Origin of the sequence: Haliea sp. (assembly GCF_040221975.1) — a bacterium.
Taxonomy (GTDB): domain Bacteria; phylum Pseudomonadota; class Gammaproteobacteria; order Pseudomonadales; family Halieaceae; genus Haliea.
On the sequence record NZ_JAVJWR010000031.1, the window covers coordinates 238061 to 258900 of the forward strand.

The following is a 20840-nucleotide window of genomic DNA, read 5'->3' on the forward strand; positions in this document are numbered from 1 at the left end:
CTGAAAAATGGAGGCTGTTCACCTGCGGGTCGTGCGGACTGTCGTCCACCTGACCGACCCTCGTGAGGCTTCGCCCTGATACACGGCGCCGGGGTGATGCGACGTGTGGCGGCAGCAGGTGATGACTCAGCCGAGTGCACAGTATAGCCCTGAGCCGATGGTGAATTGCTGCAAATAATCCATCACACTGCGCTTTCTTTAGTCTATAATTGCGACTATATACGTATTAGTGACATTATTCACCAATGAGGGCGCAAACAATGGCCTGCTGGTTGCTCAAAACCGAACCGGATACCTTCAGTATTGATGACCTGGCATCGCGCCCGCGGCAAACCGAACCCTGGGACGGCGTGCGCAACTACCAGGCACGCAATTTCATCCGCGACCGCATGCAGGCAGGAGACGAGGTCCTTGTCTATCACTCCAGCTGCCCGGTACCAGCGGTTGTCGGCCTGGCCCGGGTGGCCAGCGCACCGCGCCCGGACCCCAGCCAGTTCGACCCCGATTCCCCCCGATTCGATGCCGGCAGCGACACCGATCATCCGCGCTGGGTACTGGTGGATATCCGCTACCAGCGCCACCTGCCGCGACCGGTGCCCCTGGCGGAATTGAAGCAACATGCCGACGCCCTGGAGGGCTTTGCCCTGCTCAAGCGCAGCCGCCTGTCGGTGATGCCGGTGAGCGACGCCCAGCGGGATTTGATTCTGGCCCTCGCTGGAGACAGGAGCGCAGGCGCATGAAACTCGATCGCAGCGACCGCCGCATCCTCGACATCCTGCAGCGGGAAGGGCGCATCAGCAATCTGGAGCTGGCCGAGCGTATTGGCCTGTCGCCGACACCCTGCTCCCGGCGGGTAAAGCGACTGGAGGAATCCGGTTTGATCCGCGGCACTGCCACCCTGCTGGATCAGTCGCGGCTGGGACTCAAGCTGACCGCCTACATCGGCATCAGCATGGACCGCCACACCCCCGATCGGTTCGATGCCTTCGAAGCCCAGGTCAGCGCATTTCCCGAGGTCATGGAGTGCTCGGTGGTCACCGGCCAGAGCGCGGATTACCTGCTCAAGGCCGTGGTACCGGATATGCAATACTACGAACGGTTCCTGCTCGGCAAGCTGACGCGGATTCCCGGCGTGACCGGGGTGCACTCCAGCTTCGAACTGCGGCGCGTGGTACAAAACACGGCGCTGCCCCTGGACCATATCGACAACGATACCGAGGTATGAGCCCGATCCGCGGGCGGTGGCACATTCCGGCCAGTTTTGCTGGCCGCTGCGGGGCTTGCCGCCCCGCGCTGCTTGCGGGCATTATCGAATAAACCCCAATGGAGCTCTGGCATGAAGGGAATGAATGACAAGGTCGCCCTGGTCACCGGCGGCGCCAGTGGCATGGGTCGTATCATCGCCCTGCGACTGGCAGGCAAGGGTGCGCGAGTGGCCATCTTCGACGTCAACGAAGAGGGTCTTGAGGCCACGGCTGCGGCGCACGACAACATCAGCCCCTTCCACTGCGATATCGGCAACCTGGCGGAGGTGGAGGCGAAAGTCGCGCAGGTGCAGGAGGCCCTGGGACCCATCGACCTGCTGGTACACGCCGCGGCGCTGATGCCCAGCCACAAGCTGGTCGATCACACCCACGCGGGCATGGAGCGCCTGTTCCGGATCAACTATTTCGGCACCACCTACATGGTGCAGGCGGTCCTGCCGGAGATGCGCAAACGCCGCAGCGGCCGCGTCATCGCCTTCGGCTCCATTGCCGGCCACGCGCTGGTACCCCACATGGGCGGCTACTGCGCCACCAAGTCCGCGGTCAACACCTACATGGAAGTGCTGCAGAACGAGCTGCGGGACTCGGGTGTGCGCATCCACCTGGTCTGCCCACCCGCGGTCAACACGCCCCTGATAGACCAGACCCTCGCCACCGACAGCCCCGGCAGCATCATCGAGGCGAAAAAATCCGGCCGCCTCTCGGACCCGGAAAAGATTGTCGATGCCATCGAAAAGGGCGTCGACAAGGACAGGGACATCATCTATCCGGGCGAGGCCCGACTACTGATGCTGTGGCACACCCTGTTCCCGCGCCTCTGGTGGAAGACTGTGCTCAAGTTTGAGAAGGACTGAACCGGGCCCCCGGTGCCATAGGCTGGCGGGGGTGCGCATGGTAGCATTCCCGCCCCATGGCAAACCGACACCTCTCTGCTGACTCACGCTGGCTGCTGGTACTGCTCGCGGCGCTGGTTGCGCTCGGGCCGCTCAGCGTGGACATGTACCTGCCCGCCATGCCGGCGATGCGCGCAGCGCTGGAAACCAGCGTCGGCAGCATTCAGCTGACCCTGAGCGCCTATCTCGCCGGCTTCGCGATATTCCATCTGGTGTGCGGGCCACTGGCAGACCGCTACGGGCGCAAGCCGGTGATAACCTCCGGCACCCTGCTGTTCGTGCTCGGCTGCGTTGGCTGCAGCCTGGCGACCACGGTGGAGGAATTGCTGCTGTACCGGTTTTTGCAGGGTGTCGGCGCCTGTGTCGGACCCACCCTGGCGCGCACCATCACCCGCGACCTGTTTGGCCCCAGGCGGGCGGCGCGGGCGCTGTCGCTGATTGCCATGCTCATGGCCCTGGCGCCGGCGGTGGCACCGAGTCTCGGCGGGCTGCTGATGCTGGTGTTCCCCTGGCCCAGTATTTTCATCTTCCTGGGGGTTTACGGCACCCTGGTGGTGCTGCTGGTGCAGCGCTATCTCGGCGAATCCCTGCCGGCGCCCCAGAGCCTGCACCCGCGAACCATTCTGCGCAACTACAGCACCCTGTTGCGCAGTGGTCCCTTCATGACCGTGGTGACCTCCAGCTCTCTGGTCTACGCCGGCCTGATGGTCTACCTGGCCTCTTCCGGGTTCGTCTACCTGGAAATGCTGAATGTGCCGGTGCTGTACTTCGGGCCCATATTCCTGACCACAGTCGCCGGCTACATCAGCGGCAGCGCGCTCAGCGCCCGTCTGGCGAGTCGTCTGGAATCTCCCCGAGTGCTGCTGCTGGGAACTGTTCTCGCGGCGGCGGCAAGCGTCTGCATGGGCGCGGCCGCCACCGTGTTTCCGCACAGCGTACTGGCCCTGATGCTGCCGATGATGCTCTACACAGCGGGGCTGGGGCTGACCCTGCCTCACGCCATGAGTCTTGCCCTGCTGCCCTACCCGCAGATGGCGGGCACGGCATCGGCCCTGCTGGGATTCATCCAGATGGCAATCGCCGCTGCCGCCGGCGCCCTGGTCAGCCTCTTTCTGGTGGATTCACCGCGACCGATGCTGGTCGCCATGGCGCTGCTGGCACTGGTCGCCCTGGCGCTGGGGCAGAAGGTTCGCAGACTGCATTTTACAGTCCCGGAACAGGCTCCCCAGCGGCAATAACCAGGCGGTCGCGGCCCGCCTGCTTGGCCTCGTAGAGGGCGTTGTCCGCCCGGGCCAGCCAGCGTGACCAGTCCTCCCCCGACTTCAGTATCGCTGCCCCGGCGGAGAACCGGATCGTGCCCTCGGGGCCTGGCACGCTGCCACTGAGTCTCTCGTGCAGCTCCGGCAAGGCGGTGGCCGCGGTGACGGCGGACATGCCCCGCAACAGGACCACGAATTCCTCACCCCCCATCCGATACAGTCCATCCTCAAGCCTCAGGGTAGAACGCACACTGGCGGCAAAGCGCTCCAGCACCCGGTCGCCGGCCTCGTGCCCATAGTTGTCATTGATCTGCTTGAACAGGTCCAGATCGATCACCATGATGGTGCTGCTGAAGTCCGCATTGCGGCGGCGCTCGGCGACAGTGGCCTCAAGATGCTGTTGCATCAGGCGTCGATTGCCGGCGCCGGTGAGCGGATCCAGTGTCGCCTGCTCTGCCAGCAGGCGACGCTGCTGACGCAGCTGATCGGTAAAAACCAGCCCGAATCCCGTCATCAGCAGTGCAACTGTTATCCAGCTGATCTGCTCCAGTGCCGAATCGAACAGCCGTGTAGTGACCGCGAGGGCAACAATGATCACACCGTTCAGGCATACAGCCAGGGCTCGCGGCAAGATCACGCAATTGATCCAGATAACCAGGAAGGACCAGAGCAGGCCGTTGCTGCTGACCAGCAGCGCACTCAGCAGGCTCGAAGCCGTTATTGTCAGCCCAAACAGATTGAGGGCATACGGGCCGAAGCGGCGGGAGCGCCCCAGTAGCAGGGTGAGCACGAGAATCGCGACGATAACCGTATTGATGACAGCGCCATTGCTGTCGCCGGTCTGGTAGCGGTACAGGGCGAAGCCCGTGACAACCAGCGCAGTGACGCCACCGATGTAATTCATTACCGACAGCTCAAGGCGGCGACCGTCGGCCAGGTGCAAAGCCATGGCGGCGGTATCGATGTCGGGGTTTGGTCCCGAGTTCACGCCCTGTTGTCCATTGCTGAAGCCTGCAAGACCGCCGCGAACTCTCGAATATGCCACAGCACCCCCGGCAGCGGCAAACACGGGGAGGCTATGGCATACTGTGGGGCATCCCGTCACGGAGACCCAAGCCTTGCACAGCGCCGCAGATGTCACCCAGCTCATCGGCAACACACCGTTGCTTTACCTGCGCGAGGTCTCGGAGCGTACCGGCTGCCGTATCTTCGGCAAGGCCGAGTTCATGAACCCGGGCGGCTCGGTCAAGGACCGCACCGCCCTGGGCATTATCCGCGCTGCCGAAGCCAGTGGTGAACTGCGCCCCGGCGGGCGCATTGTCGAGGGCACTGCGGGCAATACCGGTATCGGCCTGACCCTGCTGGCGAATGCGCTGGGCTACAAGAGCACCGTGGTCATGCCCATCAGCCAGAGCAAGGAAAAGATCGACACCCTGGAATTGCTCGGTGCCGACCTGCACCTGGTGCCCGCGACCTCCTACAGCGAACCCGGGCACTACATCCACACGGCCCAGCGGCTGGCGGAAAAATACGCCGGCTCCGAACCCGCCGGCGCCGTGTGGGCCCGCCAGTTCGACAATCTGGCCAACATGGCCATGCATCGCGACACCACCGGGGAGGAAATCTGGGCCCAGACCGAAGGCAAGGTCGACGGTTTCATCTGCGCGGTGGGAACCGGGGGCACGCTGGCGGGCGTCTCCGCAGCCCTCAAGTCTCATCGGCCAGACGTCACCATAGGCCTGGCCGACCCCCAGGGCGCCTCGCTCTACCACTATTACCAGGACGGTCGCCTGACCGCCAGTGCCGGCAATTCCATTGTCGAGGGCATTGGCATCAACCACATCACCGGCAATATCGCCGCAGCGCAAGTGGACACCGCGTTCATGATCAGCGACCAGGAAGCCCTGCCGCTACTGTTCGATCTGCTGCAACACGAAGGCCTGTGCCTGGGTGGTTCGGCCGGCATCAATATCGCCGGTGCGGTACGACTGGCGGAACACATGGGGCCCGGACACACCATAGTCACCATCCTTTGTGACTATGGCAACCGCTACCAGAGCAAGCTGTTCAACCCCGCTTTCCTGCACAACAAGGGCCTGCCGGTACCGGCCTGGCTCAATGTCTGATCAACTCGCGAGGAAAACAATGCAGATTGGCATTATCAGCGGCAGTCACCGCCCGGACTCCCAGAGCAGCAAGGTCGGTCGCCATATTGAGCAGACCCTGACGCAGCAGGCGCTGTGCGACCGTTGCTGGTTCTATGACCTGGGTGGCAACCCGCTGCCACTGTGGGAAGAGGGGGTGTGGGATGAAGACAACCAGCACTGGCAACAACTATTGCAACCCCTGCGGGAGGAACTGCACCGTTGCGACGGTCTCGTCATTATCTCGCCGGAGTGGCACGGCATGGTGCCGGCGGGATTGAAAAACTTTCTGTTGATGTGGGCAGCCGGGGGCGAACTGGCACACAAGCCGGCCCTGATTGTGACGGTCTCGGCCTCGGCCGGGGGCGCATACCCGGTGGCGGAACTGCGCATGAGTGGCTACAAGAACAACCGTCTCTGCTTCCTGCCCGAACACCTGATCGTGCGCAATGTCGGCTCCGTGTTCAATGCCGACAGCAAGGACAATGACCCCAGATCCCAGCAGTACCTGAGCGATCGCCTTCTGTATTGCCTGCGGTTGTTGCGGGAATATGCCCTGGCCCTGCGCCAGGTAAGGGACAGCGGCAACGCCTCCCTGGAAGTTTACAGCACGGGGATGTGATGCAGGATATCCCCCCCGGATCCCGGGGGTGACGCGGCGGACCCTCTACCGCTGGCTTGAAGCCTGAGTCCCGGGCGCGGCAGCAAATGCCCCCGGCTCCCAGACGAAAACCTGGTCGCGACCGCTGGTCTTGGCCCGGTACAGAGCCTGGTCCGCGCGACCCAGCAGGCTGTCGACGTCATCGCCCGCCTGCGCCTGCGCCAACCCCGCACTGAAGGTCAGCGGCACGGGCACATCGCCGTCGCGGATATCCGCGGCGGCGACGCTGGCTCTGGCACGATCCAGCAAGATCCGGGCCTCGCCGGCGTCCGTGTCCGGCAGCAACAGCACGAACTCCTCGCCACCGTAGCGTGCCAGGACATCGCTTGCGCGCAGCTGCCCCTGCCAGCTATCGGCAAAAATGCGCAACACCTGGTCACCGAAACTGTGACCATGGTTGTCATTCAGACGCTTGAAATGGTCCAGGTCGATAAAAGCCAGGCACAGTGGCTGTTGCTGGCGCAGGGCACGGGCAAGATCGCGTTCAGCGATGGCATTCAACGCCCGTCGATTGAGCAGATCCGTCAGCTCGTCACGCGTCGCCAGGCGCTGCGCCCGCTCCTCGTGCTCCCGGCTTGACGCGAGAATTCTCTGCATGGTCATCAGGGTGACGCCAACGAACCCCATGACCAGGGCAGGAAGCGCAAAATTGTAGGGCAGCAGGTAGCTAAAGGACTGGTGTGGCGGGATATAGGGACGGTCCAGAAGCCAGTCATGATAGCCGTGATAGCCGCGCAACAGGGTGACCCCGGAATACAGCAGCAGGCTGACGCCAACCAGAAGCTGGGCCGGCCGCGTGGCGCGGTCTGCGCGGCTGTGCAGCAGCAGCCAGATCGCCTGCAGCGGCAGCAGTCCGGCGATGGTGGAATACACCCCGAGCAGAAAGTCGGAATTACCGTCGACCACCCAGTAGCGGATATTGAAAGCCATCATCAGGCCGACACTGGCGGGCACGATCCAGAGGGGCAGGGGGCGCCCCAGAAAGCGGAAGATTCCGAGCAGGAACAGCGCTTCCCCGGCCAGCTGCCCGGCGTTGCCCAGCACATTGAGCACCGGGCTGCCGGTCACCATGAAGCCGATAAACAGCATCACCCCGAGAATGAGCGTCCAGCCCGATGCCATCCAGAAGGCCGGGCCGGCATAGGGCCTGGAAACGTACCAGAGGGCAGTTGCCGCGACGGCGATCGCCAGCAGCAGCATGAGCCCCAACAGCATCGGCGAAAAGTAGATCGCTAGCACGGCTGGCACGCCGCCGGGCGAATTGAACGCGCGGGAATGCTATCCCGCCAGGCTCAGGAAGCGCCGGCCGAGGCGGCGAGCGCAGAGCGTTCCTTTGCGATCAGGAAATCAGCGACTTTCAGCATGTTCGCCTGGCTGCCGGCCTTGCGAATACTGATGCGATACTTGCCGTTCACCATCATTTCCGGGGTACCGGTGATCTTGGCGGCCCGGGCCCGGCTGTTGGCCTGACGCACCTGGCTGCTGACCCCGAAAGAAGCGAATGCCTTGTCGAAATCCTCGGCACTGACGCCATTGTCGGTAAACAGCTTGCGGATCTCGGCTTCCGACGCGAGGCGCTTGCCATCGACGTTCATGGCCTGGAACATCACGGTATGCATGGAATCGAGCACGCCGAGCACATCCGCGGTGTAGTACATGGCCGCGTGCAGCTCCATGGGCTTGTTCCAGACAGCGGGCGAGCCCTGGAAGGTGACATCGTCGCCCAGGGTTTCCTTCCAGCGGCTCACCAGTGGTTCGAACGTGTAGCAATGGCCGCAGCCGTACCAGAAGAATTCGACGACCTCGACCTTGGTCGGATCAGCGGTGCGGATAACCGGAGTAATCAGGTCGTAGTGGGTGCCTTCTTCCCAGGTTTGTGCGTCCTCGGCGGCAATAGCCAGCGGGGCCAGCACTATCAGGGCAAGGGCAAGGAATCGCTTGAGCATGGGACTCTCCATTGTCGGATGTTGTTGGTCAGACCATGATTCCGGCGCGGCGTTCTCCGACTGACAGAAAAGGTGGCCACCGGGCCACCTTGCGAGAAAGGTACGGATTGCCTACCTGAGGCCGGCAGCGTAGCTGGCGACGGCTTCGATTTCCATGTCGCTGAGGCCAAAGGCATTGCTGCGCATGATTCTGGTATCGCCATCGTTGGTGCGGCCGTCGGGATCTTCGTAGCCCTTGCGGTACTGGCGCAGCTGAGTGGCAATATACTCCGGATGCTGGCCCGCCAGCGCCGGATAGCCGGCAGGGGCATTACCCTTGCCGTTGGGGGAGTGGCAACCGATACAGGCCGCCACCTTGCGCTCGGCGACACCGGCACGATAGACCTTTTCTCCCAATGCCACCAGATCGGGATCCGTCTGGCTACCGCTGATTGGTTTCGACGCGTAGAAAGCCGCAATATCAGCCAGCTGCTGGTTGGTCATGTTGTCAACCTGACCAGCCATGGTCGGAATCGGACGGGCGCCATCGCGGATATCCAGCAACTGCTTGTAGAGATAGCGCTCACCCAGGCCCGCAATCTTGGGAAATGCCGGGGACTGGCTGTTGCCATCCGCGCCATGGCAGGCTGCGCATACGGCCGTCAGTGACTCCCCGGCCGCGGCATCGCCTTCTACAAAGGGTACCGCCGCACCAGCCGTGTGAGCGAAACCCAGCAGGGCGCCGCAGAGAACAAGAACTTTCTTCATGACACTTCCAGATCGGGATAGGTGAACCCGGCAGATTACTCTGCCGGCGAGGACATGTAGGTGATCAGGGCGGCGTAGTCTTCATCGCTGCAATCGAAGCACATGCCCTTGGGCGGCATGGCGTTGAGGCCAGTCTTGACCGACGCGACCAGAGCCTCCATTCCTTTTTCCATTTTCGGTGCCCAGGCGGCGGCATCACCGGTCTTGGGCGCGCCCGCTACGCCGGCATTGTGGCACACCGCACAGCTCTTGTTGTACTTGTCCATGGGCGGCTGCGCCATGGCACTGGCAGCAAACAACATTGCACTGACCGCTAACATTTTCTTCATGCTACACCTCTGCTGATCGCCGGGTTGTGCTGGCCCGGGACATTTCCCACGGCCAGTAAAAAAGCTGTGGCATTATATACGACTTACCCAGCGCAAAAAAGGCAACGCCCCCGATGCAAACCCCGGCCCCGGCCAACCCCGATTATCGCAACGCCAGCTTCCTTACCAGCGCCAGCAAGCTGTCCCAGTGCCCGGATGACAGCGGCTGGGAGGTGGCCTTCGCGGGCCGATCCAACGCAGGAAAATCCTCTGCAATCAATAGCTTGACAGAAAACACCAAACTCGCCCGCACCTCCAAGACGCCCGGTCGCACCCAGCTGATCAACTTCTTTTCCCTGAGCGAACAGCAGCGCCTGGTGGATCTGCCCGGGTATGGTTTTGCCAAGGTGCCGCTGGCGGTGAAGCGCGAGTGGACCCGGCAACTGGAAAATTACCTGCAAAAAAGACAGAGCCTGCGCGGACTGGTGCTGTTGATGGACGTGCGTCACCCGCTGCAGACCTTCGATCAGCAGATGCTCACCTGGGCAATTACCGCCGGCATGCCCGTGCACATCCTCCTCACCAAGGCCGACAAACTCAAGAACGGGCCGGCCCGCAATACCCTGCTGCAGGTGCAGAAGGAGCTGCGGCAGCACGGCGACCTGGTCAGCGTACAGCTGTTCTCGGCGCTCAAGCACAGCGGTCACAAGGAGCTGATTGCCATACTCAATGCCTGGCTCACGCAGCCCGGCATGGCCGACGGGGGTAACGGCAGTGAAGAGGAAGGGGACGAACCGGAAATCGGGGCATAAAAAACCCGGTTGCCCGTAGGGGGACAGGCAACCGGGACAGCTTGGGTCTCTGGGGAAGAGACATGCCCCGCGAAAGGCCAATGGAGAGAGACCTGCGGGACTGTAGCAGCTTGCTACGGTAACTGAGACCAGGGCTGTTGCGACAAGTTCCGCATTTCAGTGCGCTTCATCCCAGTTTTTTCCGACACCGGCTTCAACCAGCAGCGGAACCGCCAGTTCAGCCGCCTCGCTCATCAGCCCGCAGAGGGTTTCGCGGACCTCGGGGACGGCAGCGGCCGCCACCTCCAGCACCAGTTCGTCGTGTACCTGCATGATGGTGCGGGCATCCACCGCGGACTGCTGCAGCCAGCCATCGACCCGGAGCATGGCCTTCTTGATGATATCCGCCGCTGTACCCTGCATGGGTGCGTTGATGGCGGTGCGCTCCGCGGCCTGGGCCCGCATCTTGTTGCGGGCGTTGATCTCCGGCAGATAGAGCCGGCGACCAAACAGGGTTTCCACGTAGCCCAGCTCCCGGGCACTGGCCCGGGTCCTGTCCATGTACTCCTGTACGCCCGGGTAGCGTTCGAAGTAGCGCTCGATATATTCCTGGGCCTCATTGCGTCCCAGGTGCAACTGCCGTGCGAGCCCAAAGGCGGACATGCCGTAGATGAGTCCGAAGTTGATTGCCTTGGCCTTGCGCCGCTGGTCCCCGGACACTGACTCCAGCGGTACGCCGAACACCTCGGCCGCGGTCGCCCGGTGGACATCGAGACCGTCCCGGAACGCCCGCAGCAGACCCGCATCCCCGGACAGGTGGGCCATGATACGCAATTCTATCTGGGAGTAGTCGGCGGCGACGATCAGGTAGCCTTCAGGGGCAATGAAGGCCTGGCGGATACGGCGACCCTCTTCGGTGCGAATAGGAATGTTCTGCAGGTTCGGGTCGGAGGAGGACAGCCGCCCGGTCGCGGTCACCGCCTGGTGGTAGGAAGTGTGAATACGGCCGGTCGCGGGATTGACCATATCCGGCAGCTTGTCGGTATAGGTGGACTTCAGCTTGCTGAGGCCGCGGTATTCCAGCAGCACCTTGGGCAACGGATAGTCCAGAGCCAGTTCCGCCAGCACTTCCTCGGCGGTGGAGGGCGCACCCTTGGGCGTCTTGCGCAGGACCGGCAGCTCCAGCTTGTCGAACAGGATTTCGCCCAGCTGCTTGGGAGAGCCGAGATTGAACGCCTGGCCAGCGAGATCATGGGCTTCTGCCTCCAGTTGCTGCAGGCGCTTGCCCAACTCGCCGCTTTGCAACCGCAACAGCTCCGTGGAAAGCAGCGCACCCGTGCGCTCAATCCGCGACAGCACCGGCACCAGCGGCAACTCGATGTCAGTGTAGACCGAACATGGGCCAGGCAGGGCTTGCAACCGCGGCCACAGGGTCTGGTGCAGGCGCAGGGTGATGTCCGCGTCCTCGGCCGCGTAGGGACCGGCCTCTTCCAGCTTGACCTGGTTGAACGTCAGCTGTTTCGAGCCCTTGCCGGCGATGTCCTCGAAATGGATGGTCTTGTGGCCCAGGTACTTGAGCGCCAGGCTGTCCATGTCGTGGCGGGTGGCGGTGGAGTCGAGGATGTAGGATTCCAGCATGGTGTCGTGGCGAATGCCGCGCAGGGTAATGCCGTGGCTGGCGAGCACGCTGGCATCGTATTTCAGGTTCTGGCCAACCTTGCCGCGCTGCTCGTCCTCCAGCAATGGCTGCAGCTGTGCCAGCACGGAGTCCCGATCCAGCTGCTCCGGTACACCGAGATAATCATGGGCGAGAGGGACATAGGCAGCCTCTCCCGGCGCTACCGCGAAAGACACGCCGACAATCCGCGCCTCCATGTAGTTGAGGCTGGTGGTCTCGGTGTCGAAGGCAAACAGCTCGGCGCCCTGCAGGCGTTCCAGCCAGTGCTCCAGTTCTTCCTGCCGGGTGACGATTTCCCAGGCGCCGGCAGTCTGCCCGGGGAGGTCCGCGTCTGCCTCCGGGCCTGCCTCCAGCAGCTCTTCCAGCCAGCTGCGAAACTCGAGGCGGGTGAACCATTCGCGCAGCGCCTCCGGGTCCGGCTCGCCGTTGCGCAGATCCGCCACGGTTTCCGCCAGCGGCACGTCGGTCTTGATCGTTGCGAGCTGGTAGGACAGATAGGCGCGCTCTTTCTCCGCCTCCAGCTTGGCCGCCATGGTTTTGGCGCCGCGAAATTCCAGCTGCGCCACCTTGTCCAGCGCCGCATAAATCTGGTCCAGCCCGCCGAGGCCCTGCAGCAGGGCCAAAGCGGTCTTCTCGCCAATGCCGGGAACGCCGGGAATGTTGTCGACTTTGTCCCCCATCAGGGCGAGAAAGTCGATAATCCTTTCCGGCGGAATGCCGAACCTCTGCTCCACGCCGGCCTCGTCCAGACGGCTGTCGGTCATGGTGTTGACCAGGGTAGTATTGGCATCCACCAGCTGCGCCATATCCTTGTCACCGGTGGATATCACCACCGCGCGGCCCTGGCGACTGGCTTCGCGGGCCAGGGTACCAATGACGTCGTCCGCCTCCACGCCCGGCTCGCAGATCAGCGGCAGGCCCATGGCGCGGACAATGGCGTGGATGGGCTCGACCTGGCTGCGCAGCTCATCGGGCATGGGTGGGCGCTGGGCCTTGTACTCCGCGAACAGCTCGTCGCGAAAGGTCTTGCCCTTGGCATCAAAAACCACCGCCACGGGGCTGTCCGGGTAATCCTTGCGCAGGCGCCGCAACATGCTGATGACACCCTTGACCGCACCAGTGGGCTCGCCGGTGGAGGTATTCAACGGGGGCAGGGCGTGAAACGCCCGATAGAGATACGACGACCCGTCTACAAGGACAATCGGAGCGGTGGGTTCAGCCATGATCGGCTCAGCGATCCCACAACACGCGGATGGAGCGATAGGTCACCTTCATCTTGGCCAGGTCCAGCGGTGCCTTGAAGAAGGCATGATAATCGCCCCGGGGATTGATCAACACCACATTGGCGCTGTGGTCTACCAGGTAGTTTTCATCCTGTCCCGGCACTTTGCGGAAGGGGGTGTTGAGCGCCGTCGCAAAGCGGTGGATATCGAGGAACTCGCCGGTCACACCAATGAAGTCGGGATTGAAGAAGGGCACATAGCTGGCCAGCTGCTCCACCGTGTCTCGCGCCGGGTCCACCGATACCATGATGACCTGGGTGTCCGCGGCCTCGGTGCCCTCCAGCTGCTGCACGAACTGATCGAGAAACGCCATGGTCGTCGGACAGATATCCGGGCAGTAGGTAAAGCCAAAGAAGAGCAACGACCACTGGCCCTCGAGGCTGGCGGGCACGAAGGGCTGGCCGCGATGGTCAATCAGCTCGAATTCGCCGATGTCCCTGGGAGTTTGCAGCAGAAAGGCGCCATTGGCCTGCATCTCGGCGGCCGACATCACCCGCGGCTGGCCGATGCGGTTGACGAAGCCGGCAACGATCACCAGGATAAATACCAGTACGCCGATTACCGTGAGCCGTATGCCCCGGGTCTGGATGGCTGTCTTGCTGTTGCTCATGGGTATCGGGGCCTCAGGCAGTCGTCATCGGGAACAGGTAGTGATCCACCAGCATTATCACGAACAACGCCATCAGGTAGACAATCGAATACTTGAAAGTCTCCATCGGCGCCTGCGGATTCCTGTTGCGCATCAGCTCCACCGCCCAGTAGAGGAAGCCAACACCCAGCACCACGGCACCGAGCAGGTACAGCGGTCCGCTCAGGCGGGTGACGAATGGCAGCAGGGTGATGAGGAACATGATGATGGTGTAGAGCAGGATATGCAGCCGGGTGAAAGCATCGCCATGGGTCACCGGCAACATCGGAATATCGACCGCCGCGTACTCGTCCTTGCGGTGAATGGCCAGCGCCCAGAAGTGCGGTGGGGTCCAGGCGAAGATAATCAGCACCAGCAGCAGGGCATGGCCGTGAATTTCGCCGGTAACGGCGGTCCAGCCCAGCAGGGGCGGCGCGGCACCGGCGAGGCCGCCGATGACAATATTCTGTGGCGTGGCACGTTTCAGGAACATGGTGTAGACAAAAGCGTAACCCACCAGGGAGGCAAACGTCAGCCAGGCGGTCAGCGCATTCACCCAGATCAACAGGATCGCCATGCCCAATCCACCCAGGACCAGGGCGAACAGGCTGGCCTGCAGGGGCCCGACCCGACCCTGGGCGATCGGGCGCTTGCTGGTGCGGGCCATGCGCTGGTCCACACGCTGATCGACCAGGTGATTGACCGCGGCCGCCGCACCCGCGCACAGGGCAATGCCCAGGTTACCCAGGATCAGCGCATCCAGTGGCACCATGCCGGGCACCGCCATGAACATCCCGATCACCGAGGTCAGGATCATCAGCAGCACCACGTTGGGCTTGGTCAGCTCCTTGTAGTCGCGCCAGGTGGCTTTGCCCGCCACTGGCATGTCTGTCGTAGCGCCCATTCAGTCCCCGGAGTTCTTCAGCAGGAATTTGAGATCGGAAATCACGTCCTTGTAACTGTCGTCCTCAGCATACGCCATCATGACCCAACCTGCCGGATCCACCAGGTACCAGGTCCGTGCGTCCGCCAGCGCCTCCGGGAACAGGTCCGGCCAGTCGGCGGGATCCAGGCGCAGCACCGACAGGCCGCCATGTTCGGTCGCCAGAAACGGGCCGAACTCTGGCGGCGCCTGCTTGCCGTCACTGAGGGTCGCGACTGCCAGGTCCGTAGCCGACGTCGCCCGGTCAGTCACCAGCATTCGGCGCACACGCGGGAATTGCTTTCCGAGCGCCATGTGGATCTGCCGGGTAAGGTACAGCTTGTATTCGCAGGCCGTACTGCATTCGGCGCCATGGTTGGTCACCAGCAGGGTCCACTGTAGGTCGGTATTGGTCCAGGGCAGCGGTGTGCCAGACGGCGCCGCCAGCTCCGCCGCGGCCAGTTCCCGCGGCGGGTCCAGCAGGGTGCCGCGGTTGGCGGTGCCCAGCAGTTCCACGATATCGAGGTCACCGCGAACCACGAACCACCAGAGCCAGGTTGCAGCCAGCACCATCGTGACTGGAATGCCGGCGATGAGCAGCATCACCATCCTGCCTTTATTCGGGGCTGTCACCGGTTGCTGCATTGGTCAGGCCTCGTGTCGTTTGCGGGTAAGCAGCTGCCACAGGTTGGAGCTGCGCAGCAGGAAGAAAAAAGCGAGTACCGCCGCCATGGTAAACCACTGCAGGGCGTAGCCCTGATGTTTCTGCGGACTGGCATTGACCAGCTGCCAGGCAACCGTCAACGCGCCGGGCTGGCCGCTATCGATCCGCACCGGATGCGGGTACAGCACGGCGTCGGTGACCGTCGCCACCAGTGGCGCCAGGGCCTCGGTGTCCACGGCCTGAATCCGCACCGGCCAGGGCGGCGCGAGTTGCTGCTCCCCCAGCAGATAGGGTTTGCCCGGGGAAACATAGATGTGCCCGGTCAGCGTCACGGCGCCCTCGGGTGCCGGCACCTCTGGCAGTACCAGGCGCGCGGGATCGCTGGGTACCCAGCCCCGGTTCACCAGCACCACCTGGTCGCTGTCGTCCAGCGCCAGCAGACCGATCACTTCGTTGCCAAAACGGCCCTGATGCATGCGGTTGTCCAGCAGCAGGTAGTGTCCCGGCAGAAATCTTCCCTGCAGCGAGACCCGGCGGTAAGCCAGTTGTTGCGGATCACTGGACGCCAGCGCAGACAGGGGCGCAGGAGCTTCGCTCTGGCGCGCACTCCAGCGCGCCTCCAGCCCGGCCTTCTCCTCGGCGCGCTCCAGTTGCCAGAATCCGAGGGCGATCAGGGCTGGCAACAGCAATGCCGTCGCCAGGGTGATGCGCCACTCGAAATCCAGCTGTAATCCCGCCATGTATCAGCCCCGTTCAGTTAAAGTCAGGTAGGTTGCAGCCGTCCACCGTTGTGCTGGTTTATACTGCGCTGTTTGCAACCGGGAGAAGACCATTGTTGAAAATCGCGATCGTCGTATTGATGCTGGCACTGCTTGCCAGCCTGGGAAGCGGGTTCTACTTCCTCATGGTCGACCAGGGCGACAAGAGCAAGCGCAGGACGTTTCACTCGCTCGGGGTGAGACTGGGCCTTGCCATCACGCTCGCAGGCCTGATCGTCTACGGCGTTGCCAGTGGCCAGCTTGGCCACCGCAACCCCTGGGATGCCGGACCGCGTCCGCTGGCATCCCAGGAGCAGGAGAGTGGCGACTGACCGCGCTACAGGATATAGACAAACAGGAAGAGGAACACCCATACCACATCGACAAAGTGCCAGTACCAGCTGGACGCTTCAAAGCCAAAATGGTCGTCGGCGGTGAAATGCCCGCCCTTCACCGAACGCAGCCACTGGATCAGCAGCATGGTCATGCCCATGATCACGTGGAAACCGTGAAAGCCCGTCAGCATGAAGAATGTGGACCCGTAAATACCGGAGTTCAAGGTCAGGCCAAAGTGCGCGTAGGCCTCATAGTATTCCAGCGCCTGCAGCGCAACGAACAGCATCCCCAGGGCTACGGTAATGCCCAGCCAGATGTTGAACTTGCGCTTGTCGCCGTCCAGGATGCCCATGTGGGCGATGTGCACGGTCACACTGGATGACAGCAGCACAATCGTGTTCCACATCGGTAGCCACAGGTACCAGGCAGCCGCCTCGCTGAAGGCCATGCTCTTTTCATAACTCTGGAACGTGCCCATGTTGGCAATGGGCTGGTTGGCAACACCGCCCATCGCTTCCTGGGGCGTTTGCGCCATGGGCCAGGCGTACTGGAACCCTTCCCACAGCAGGTGATTCATCCTGCCGCCTTCGCCTTCACCCGCCAGCCAGGGACCGACCAGGGTGCGAACGTAGAACAGGGCGCCAAAAAAGGCGAGGAAGAACATGACCTCGGAGAAGATGAACCAGAACATGCCCAGCACATAGGACTTTTTCAGCTGGGCGCTGTTGAGGCCGGCGATGTTTTCCCGGATAGCGGTGCGAAACCAGGCAAACAGGGTGGCCGAAAAGAAGAACAGGCCGAACCAGAAAATGCTCCAGGAGCCCGTGGTGGCACCGTCGCCAAAGGTCACGTCGTTCATGACCGTTGCAGCCCCAAAGGTGCTCATGAGCAGCCCGATGGTGGCACAGACTGCCATCTTGCTTTTTTCCGGTACGTAGTACTTCTCGTACTCTGTGGAACTGTGGGTTGTCATCGTGTTTCTCCGTTGTAATCACTCGGCCCCCCCGGGCCGGGCGTCAGCGAGCGGCAATAGAGCCGCTCACCATGTCTGTTACGTCGAACATCGTGTAGGACAGGGTGATCGTCTTGATGTCCGCGGGCAGGTCCCGGTCGACAATGAACTGCAGCGGCATTTCCGTGGCAGTTTCAGCGTCCAGCGGCTGCTGGTTGAAACAAAAGCACTCGGTCTTGTGGAAGTACGCCGCCGCACGGGACGGGGATACGCTGGGGATCGCCTGCGCTACCATCGGCCGCGGCAGCGGGTTCCGGGCATGGAACACGGTGTCGTTGCTGGCACCCGGATGCACCACCATGCGGGTCACGGACGGGCCAAACTCCCAGGGCATACCCTCATTGTTGGTGGCGACAAACTGGATCGTGATCGAGCGCGATTCGTCCACCCCGGCCTGCACCGCGGTATAGGCCTGGCCGCTGGTCTTGCCGTTGATGCCGAGGGCGTCACAGAGCACATCGTACAACGGCACCATCACCACGAAGACGAAAGCGAACATGGCGACTGCCGTCGCTACCAGCTTGACGACAGTGTCCAGGACCGGATTGCTGCTGACTCTCAACATGGTACCAACCTCACTTGACCTGCGGTGGCGTCTCAAAGGTGTGATAGGGCGCCGGTGTGGCGACCGTCCACTCCAGGCCTTCAGCACCATCCCAGGTCTTTTCTTCACTGGTGGGCTTGCCGGCCACGATCGTTGCAATCACGTTGTACAGGAACAGGATCTGCGACGCGCCGTAGATGAAGGCGCCGATGCTGGACAACATGTTGAAATCGGCAAACTGCAGCGCATAGTCGGGAATGCGGCGCGGCATGCCCGCCAGGCCGACGAAGTGCTGCGGGAAGAAGGTGATGTTGAAACCGATGAACGAGATCCAGAAGTGGGTCTTGCCCATGGTCTCGTTGTACATCCGGCCAGTCCACTTCGGCAGCCAGTAGTACACGGCGGCACTCATGGAGAACACCGCACCGGCCACCATCACATAGTGGAAGTGGGCGACCACGAAGTAACTGTCATGGTACTGAAAGTCGGCCGGGGCAATGGACAGCATCAGGCCGGTGAAACCGCCGATGGTGAACAGGACCAGGAAGCCCATGCAGAACAGCATCGGGGTTTCGAAGGTCATGGCACCGCGCCACATGGTGGTGACCCAGTTGAATACCTTCACCCCGGTGGGCACGGCAATCAGCATGGTCGCGTACATGAAGAACAGTTCGCCTGCGACCGGCATGCCCACCGTGTACATGTGGTGCGCCCACACGACAAAGGACAGAAAGGCAATCGACGCGGTCGCGTAGACCATTGAGTCATAGCCAAACAGCGGCTTGCGGGCAAACGTCGGGATGATCTGGGACACCACGCCGAAGGCCGGGAGGATGATGATATAGACCTCTGGGTGACCGAAGAACCAGAAGATATGCTGGAACAGTACCGGATCACCACCGCCCGCCGCGGAGAAGAAGCTGGTGCCAAAGTGGATATCCATCAACATCATGGTCACGGCACCAGCCAGGACCGGCATTACCGCCACCAGCAGGAAGGCGGTGATCAGCCAGGTCCAGACGAACAGCGGCATCTTCATGTAGGTCATGCCGGGGGCGCGCATGTTCATCACCGTGGCGATGATATTGATCGAGCCCATGATCGAAGACAGGCCCAGCACGTGAATGGAGAAGATGAAGTAGGTCACCGACGGCGGCGCGTAGGTCGTCGACAGTGGCGCGTAGAAGGTCCAGCCAAATGCCGGAGCGCCACCTTCCATGAACAGGGTGGACGCGAGGATCAGGAATGCCGGCGGCAGAATCCAGAAGCTCCAGTTGTTCATCCGTGGCAGGGCCATGTCCGGCGCCCCGATCATCATCGGGATCATCCAGTTGGCCAGGCCCACGAACGACGGCATGATGGCACCAAAGACCATCACCAGGCCGTGCAGCGTGGTCATCTGGTTGAAGAATGCAGGATCGACCAGCTGCATGCCAGGCTGGAACAGCTCGGCGCGAATGATCATGGCGAACGAGCCGCCGAGAATGAACATGGCAAAGGAGAACCACAGGTACATGGTTCCGATGTCTTTGTGGTTGGTGGTGAACAGCCACCGGCTGAGGCCCTTGGCGGGACCGTGATGATGAGCGCCCATCGTTAACTCCTCCAATTAGCCCCGTTTGTGGTTGTAGACATCAATGGGCTGGATCATATCGCCCATGTTGTTGCCAAAAGCATTGCGCTGATAGGTAATCACCGCCGCCATGTCCACATCATTGATCTGACCGCCAAAGGCCTGCATGGCAGAGCCGGGCACGCCGTTGATGCCGATTTCCAGGTGACCGCTGACTTCGCCCGTGGCAATTGCGCTACCGGCGATCGCAGTACCGACGCCGCCCTCACCGTTGGCGCCGTGGCAGGCCAGGCAATTACGCTCATAAACAGCCTTGCCGCGAGACATCAGCTCATCCATGGTAAAGGTCTGGGCCATCAGCTCGCGGACTTCCGCGGCTTCGGCTTTTTTGCCTTCCATCCAGTCGGCGTACTCGTCCTTGCTGACAACGTTTACCACCACCGGCATGAAGCCGTGGTCCTTGCCGCAGAGCTCTGCGCACTGACCGCGGTAGATGCCCTCGGTAGTGACCTTGGTCCAGGTTTCGTTGATAAAGCCAGGGATCGCGTCTTTCTTCACGGCCAGTTCGGGAACCCACCAGGAATGGATCACGTCGTTGGCAGTGACCAGGAAACGAACCTTGGTATCCACCGGAATGACAACCGGCTCATCCACTTCCAGCAGGTAGTGCTCGCCCTTGGACTCGGTGTTGTAGATTTCACTCTGCGGCGTACGCAGATTGCTGAAGAAGGCCACGTTTTCGCCGTCTTCATTCAGGTATTCGTATTTCCACTTCCACTGATAGCCGGTCACCAGGATGTCCATCTCGGCGTCATCGAAATCATAGATTTCGAGCAGGGTGGAGGTGGCGGGCACGGCCATGCCGATCAGGATCAGGAACGGCACCACAGTCCAGGCTATTTCCACCTTGGTGCTTTCGTGAAACGTCGCCGGGGTGACGCCGCGGGATTTGCGATGGTAATAGATGGAGTAGAACATGACCGCGAACACCAGCGCGCCGATGATGACGCAGATCCAGAAGATCAGCATGTGCAGGTCGTAGATTCTCTGGCCAACCTCCGTGGCCCCCGGCGACATGTTTACCTGGTTTACCTTGCTGCCCGCAGCCAAAGCACCGGCACTCGCCAGGCTCAGCAGCATCAGCACAGGACCAAGCGCCAGCTTGAACAGCCTGTTCGCTTTCAACAACATTTCCCGTGTCTCCCTCGTAATCACAGACTTCCCCCCAACCGAGACTGCACCACCGCCATTTATCACCGCAAACTCGTCTGCGACTTCCGCATGGCCGCGGGCATGATCGACCCGGGCCGTGGCCCTTCGTCTGGGGAAGGGAGAATAAAGAGGTTTTTGCTCGTTTCAGCCGTTTCTGCCCGACTGCGACCAACTGCCGCAGTCTGGAGCGCGGCGATTATAGCGAAACTTGCCAGC

General features: G+C 62.1%; 22 protein-coding genes. 8 read left to right on the forward strand and 14 right to left on the reverse strand.

Annotated features, from left to right (window positions below; genetic code table 11):
- Nucleotides 1-260: 260 nt before the first annotated feature.
- From RLO07_RS14020 to RLO07_RS14035, 4 genes are all read left to right on the forward strand, one after another.
- Nucleotides 261-740 (forward strand): EVE domain-containing protein, encoded by a 480-nt coding sequence (locus RLO07_RS14020; protein WP_462292753.1) that lies wholly within the window; start codon nucleotides 261-263, stop codon nucleotides 738-740.
- A complete protein-coding gene (locus RLO07_RS14025; protein WP_462292754.1) occupies nucleotides 737-1225 on the forward strand; it encodes an Lrp/AsnC family transcriptional regulator in 489 nt (162 codons plus the stop codon). Before RLO07_RS14020 ends, RLO07_RS14025 begins: the two co-directional genes overlap by 4 nt.
- A gap of 111 nt (nucleotides 1226-1336) precedes the next feature.
- Entirely contained in the window at nucleotides 1337-2119 is a 783-nt protein-coding gene (locus RLO07_RS14030) for an SDR family NAD(P)-dependent oxidoreductase (protein ID WP_462292755.1), read from the forward strand.
- A gap of 56 nt (nucleotides 2120-2175) precedes the next feature.
- The gene (locus RLO07_RS14035) at nucleotides 2176-3396 is read left to right on the forward strand and encodes a multidrug effflux MFS transporter (RefSeq protein ID WP_462292756.1); all 1221 of its coding nucleotides are present in this window, start codon (nucleotides 2176-2178) and stop codon (nucleotides 3394-3396) included.
- Here the strand turns inward: RLO07_RS14035 and RLO07_RS14040 are convergent.
- The gene (locus RLO07_RS14040; RefSeq protein WP_462292757.1) at nucleotides 3362-4405 is read right to left on the reverse strand and encodes a GGDEF domain-containing protein; all 1044 of its coding nucleotides are present in this window, start codon (nucleotides 4403-4405) and stop codon (nucleotides 3362-3364) included. The two genes, RLO07_RS14035 and RLO07_RS14040, sit on opposite strands and share 35 nt — an antisense overlap.
- A 130-nt stretch (nucleotides 4406-4535) precedes the next feature.
- Between RLO07_RS14040 and RLO07_RS14045 the strand changes: the two genes are divergently transcribed.
- Nucleotides 4536-5543: a cysteine synthase A gene (locus RLO07_RS14045; protein ID WP_462292758.1), complete on the forward strand. Its 1008-nt coding sequence runs from the start codon at nucleotides 4536-4538 to the stop codon at nucleotides 5541-5543.
- 19 nt (nucleotides 5544-5562) lie between these two features.
- Complete coding sequence (locus tag RLO07_RS14050) at nucleotides 5563-6183, forward strand: NADPH-dependent FMN reductase (RefSeq protein ID WP_462292759.1); 621 nt, start codon at nucleotides 5563-5565, stop codon at nucleotides 6181-6183.
- A 45-nt stretch (nucleotides 6184-6228) separates the two neighbouring features.
- Here the strand turns inward: RLO07_RS14050 and RLO07_RS14055 are convergent, their stop codons facing one another.
- The 4 genes from RLO07_RS14055 to RLO07_RS14070 all read right to left on the reverse strand — a co-directional run bounded on the left by RLO07_RS14055 (nucleotide 6229) and on the right by RLO07_RS14070 (nucleotide 9244).
- The gene (locus RLO07_RS14055; protein ID WP_462292760.1) at nucleotides 6229-7461 is read right to left on the reverse strand and encodes a GGDEF domain-containing protein; all 1233 of its coding nucleotides are present in this window, start codon (nucleotides 7459-7461) and stop codon (nucleotides 6229-6231) included.
- Between the two features lie 53 nt (nucleotides 7462-7514).
- Complete coding sequence (locus RLO07_RS14060; protein ID WP_462292761.1) at nucleotides 7515-8168, reverse strand: thiol:disulfide interchange protein DsbA/DsbL; 654 nt, start codon at nucleotides 8166-8168, stop codon at nucleotides 7515-7517.
- A 111-nt stretch (nucleotides 8169-8279) separates the two neighbouring features.
- Complete coding sequence (locus tag RLO07_RS14065; protein ID WP_462292762.1) at nucleotides 8280-8915, reverse strand: c-type cytochrome; 636 nt, start codon at nucleotides 8913-8915, stop codon at nucleotides 8280-8282.
- Nucleotides 8916-8950: 35 nt separating this feature from the next.
- Nucleotides 8951-9244: a c-type cytochrome gene (locus RLO07_RS14070; protein ID WP_462292763.1), complete on the reverse strand. Its 294-nt coding sequence runs from the start codon at nucleotides 9242-9244 to the stop codon at nucleotides 8951-8953.
- A gap of 113 nt (nucleotides 9245-9357) precedes the next feature.
- On the opposite strand from RLO07_RS14070, the gene yihA reads away from it, so the two are divergent.
- Nucleotides 9358-10035, forward strand: a complete 678-nt coding sequence (gene yihA, locus RLO07_RS14075) for a ribosome biogenesis GTP-binding protein YihA/YsxC (protein WP_462292764.1) — start codon at nucleotides 9358-9360, stop codon at nucleotides 10033-10035.
- A 156-nt stretch (nucleotides 10036-10191) separates the two neighbouring features.
- Here the strand turns inward: yihA and polA are convergent, their stop codons facing one another.
- The 5 genes from polA to RLO07_RS14100 are packed head-to-tail and all read right to left on the reverse strand — an operon-like array spanning nucleotide 10192 to nucleotide 15929.
- A complete protein-coding gene (gene polA, locus RLO07_RS14080; protein ID WP_462292765.1) occupies nucleotides 10192-12915 on the reverse strand; it encodes a DNA polymerase I in 2724 nt (907 codons plus the stop codon).
- Between the two features lie 7 nt (nucleotides 12916-12922).
- A complete protein-coding gene (locus RLO07_RS14085) occupies nucleotides 12923-13585 on the reverse strand; it encodes an SCO family protein (protein ID WP_462292766.1) in 663 nt (220 codons plus the stop codon).
- 13 nt (nucleotides 13586-13598) lie between these two features.
- Complete coding sequence (gene cyoE, locus RLO07_RS14090; RefSeq protein ID WP_462292767.1) at nucleotides 13599-14507, reverse strand: heme o synthase; 909 nt, start codon at nucleotides 14505-14507, stop codon at nucleotides 13599-13601.
- Entirely contained in the window at nucleotides 14508-15158 is a 651-nt protein-coding gene (locus tag RLO07_RS14095) for a hypothetical protein (protein ID WP_462292768.1), read from the reverse strand. It lies immediately after the preceding gene.
- A gap of 15 nt (nucleotides 15159-15173) precedes the next feature.
- On the reverse strand, nucleotides 15174-15929 hold the full coding sequence (locus RLO07_RS14100; RefSeq protein WP_462292769.1) for an SURF1 family protein: 756 nt from the start codon (nucleotides 15927-15929) through the stop codon (nucleotides 15174-15176).
- 92 nt (nucleotides 15930-16021) lie between these two features.
- Between RLO07_RS14100 and RLO07_RS14105 the strand changes: the two genes are divergently transcribed.
- Nucleotides 16022-16279: a DUF2909 domain-containing protein gene (locus RLO07_RS14105; RefSeq protein ID WP_462292770.1), complete on the forward strand. Its 258-nt coding sequence runs from the start codon at nucleotides 16022-16024 to the stop codon at nucleotides 16277-16279.
- A gap of 5 nt (nucleotides 16280-16284) precedes the next feature.
- On the opposite strand, the gene RLO07_RS14110 is transcribed toward RLO07_RS14105, so the two are convergent.
- The 4 genes from RLO07_RS14110 to coxB are packed head-to-tail and all read right to left on the reverse strand — an operon-like array spanning nucleotide 16285 to nucleotide 20603.
- Nucleotides 16285-17256 carry a cytochrome c oxidase subunit 3 gene (locus RLO07_RS14110; protein WP_462292771.1) on the reverse strand — a complete coding sequence of 324 codons (972 nt, stop codon included), beginning with the start codon at nucleotides 17254-17256 and terminating at the stop codon, nucleotides 16285-16287.
- A gap of 43 nt (nucleotides 17257-17299) precedes the next feature.
- Entirely contained in the window at nucleotides 17300-17860 is a 561-nt protein-coding gene (locus RLO07_RS14115) for a cytochrome c oxidase assembly protein (RefSeq protein WP_462292772.1), read from the reverse strand.
- 10 nt (nucleotides 17861-17870) lie between these two features.
- Entirely contained in the window at nucleotides 17871-19433 is a 1563-nt protein-coding gene (gene ctaD / locus RLO07_RS14120) for a cytochrome c oxidase subunit I (protein WP_462292773.1), read from the reverse strand.
- 15 nt (nucleotides 19434-19448) lie between these two features.
- A complete protein-coding gene (gene coxB / locus RLO07_RS14125) occupies nucleotides 19449-20603 on the reverse strand; it encodes a cytochrome c oxidase subunit II (protein ID WP_462292774.1) in 1155 nt (384 codons plus the stop codon).
- Nucleotides 20604-20840: the final 237 nt, after the last annotated feature.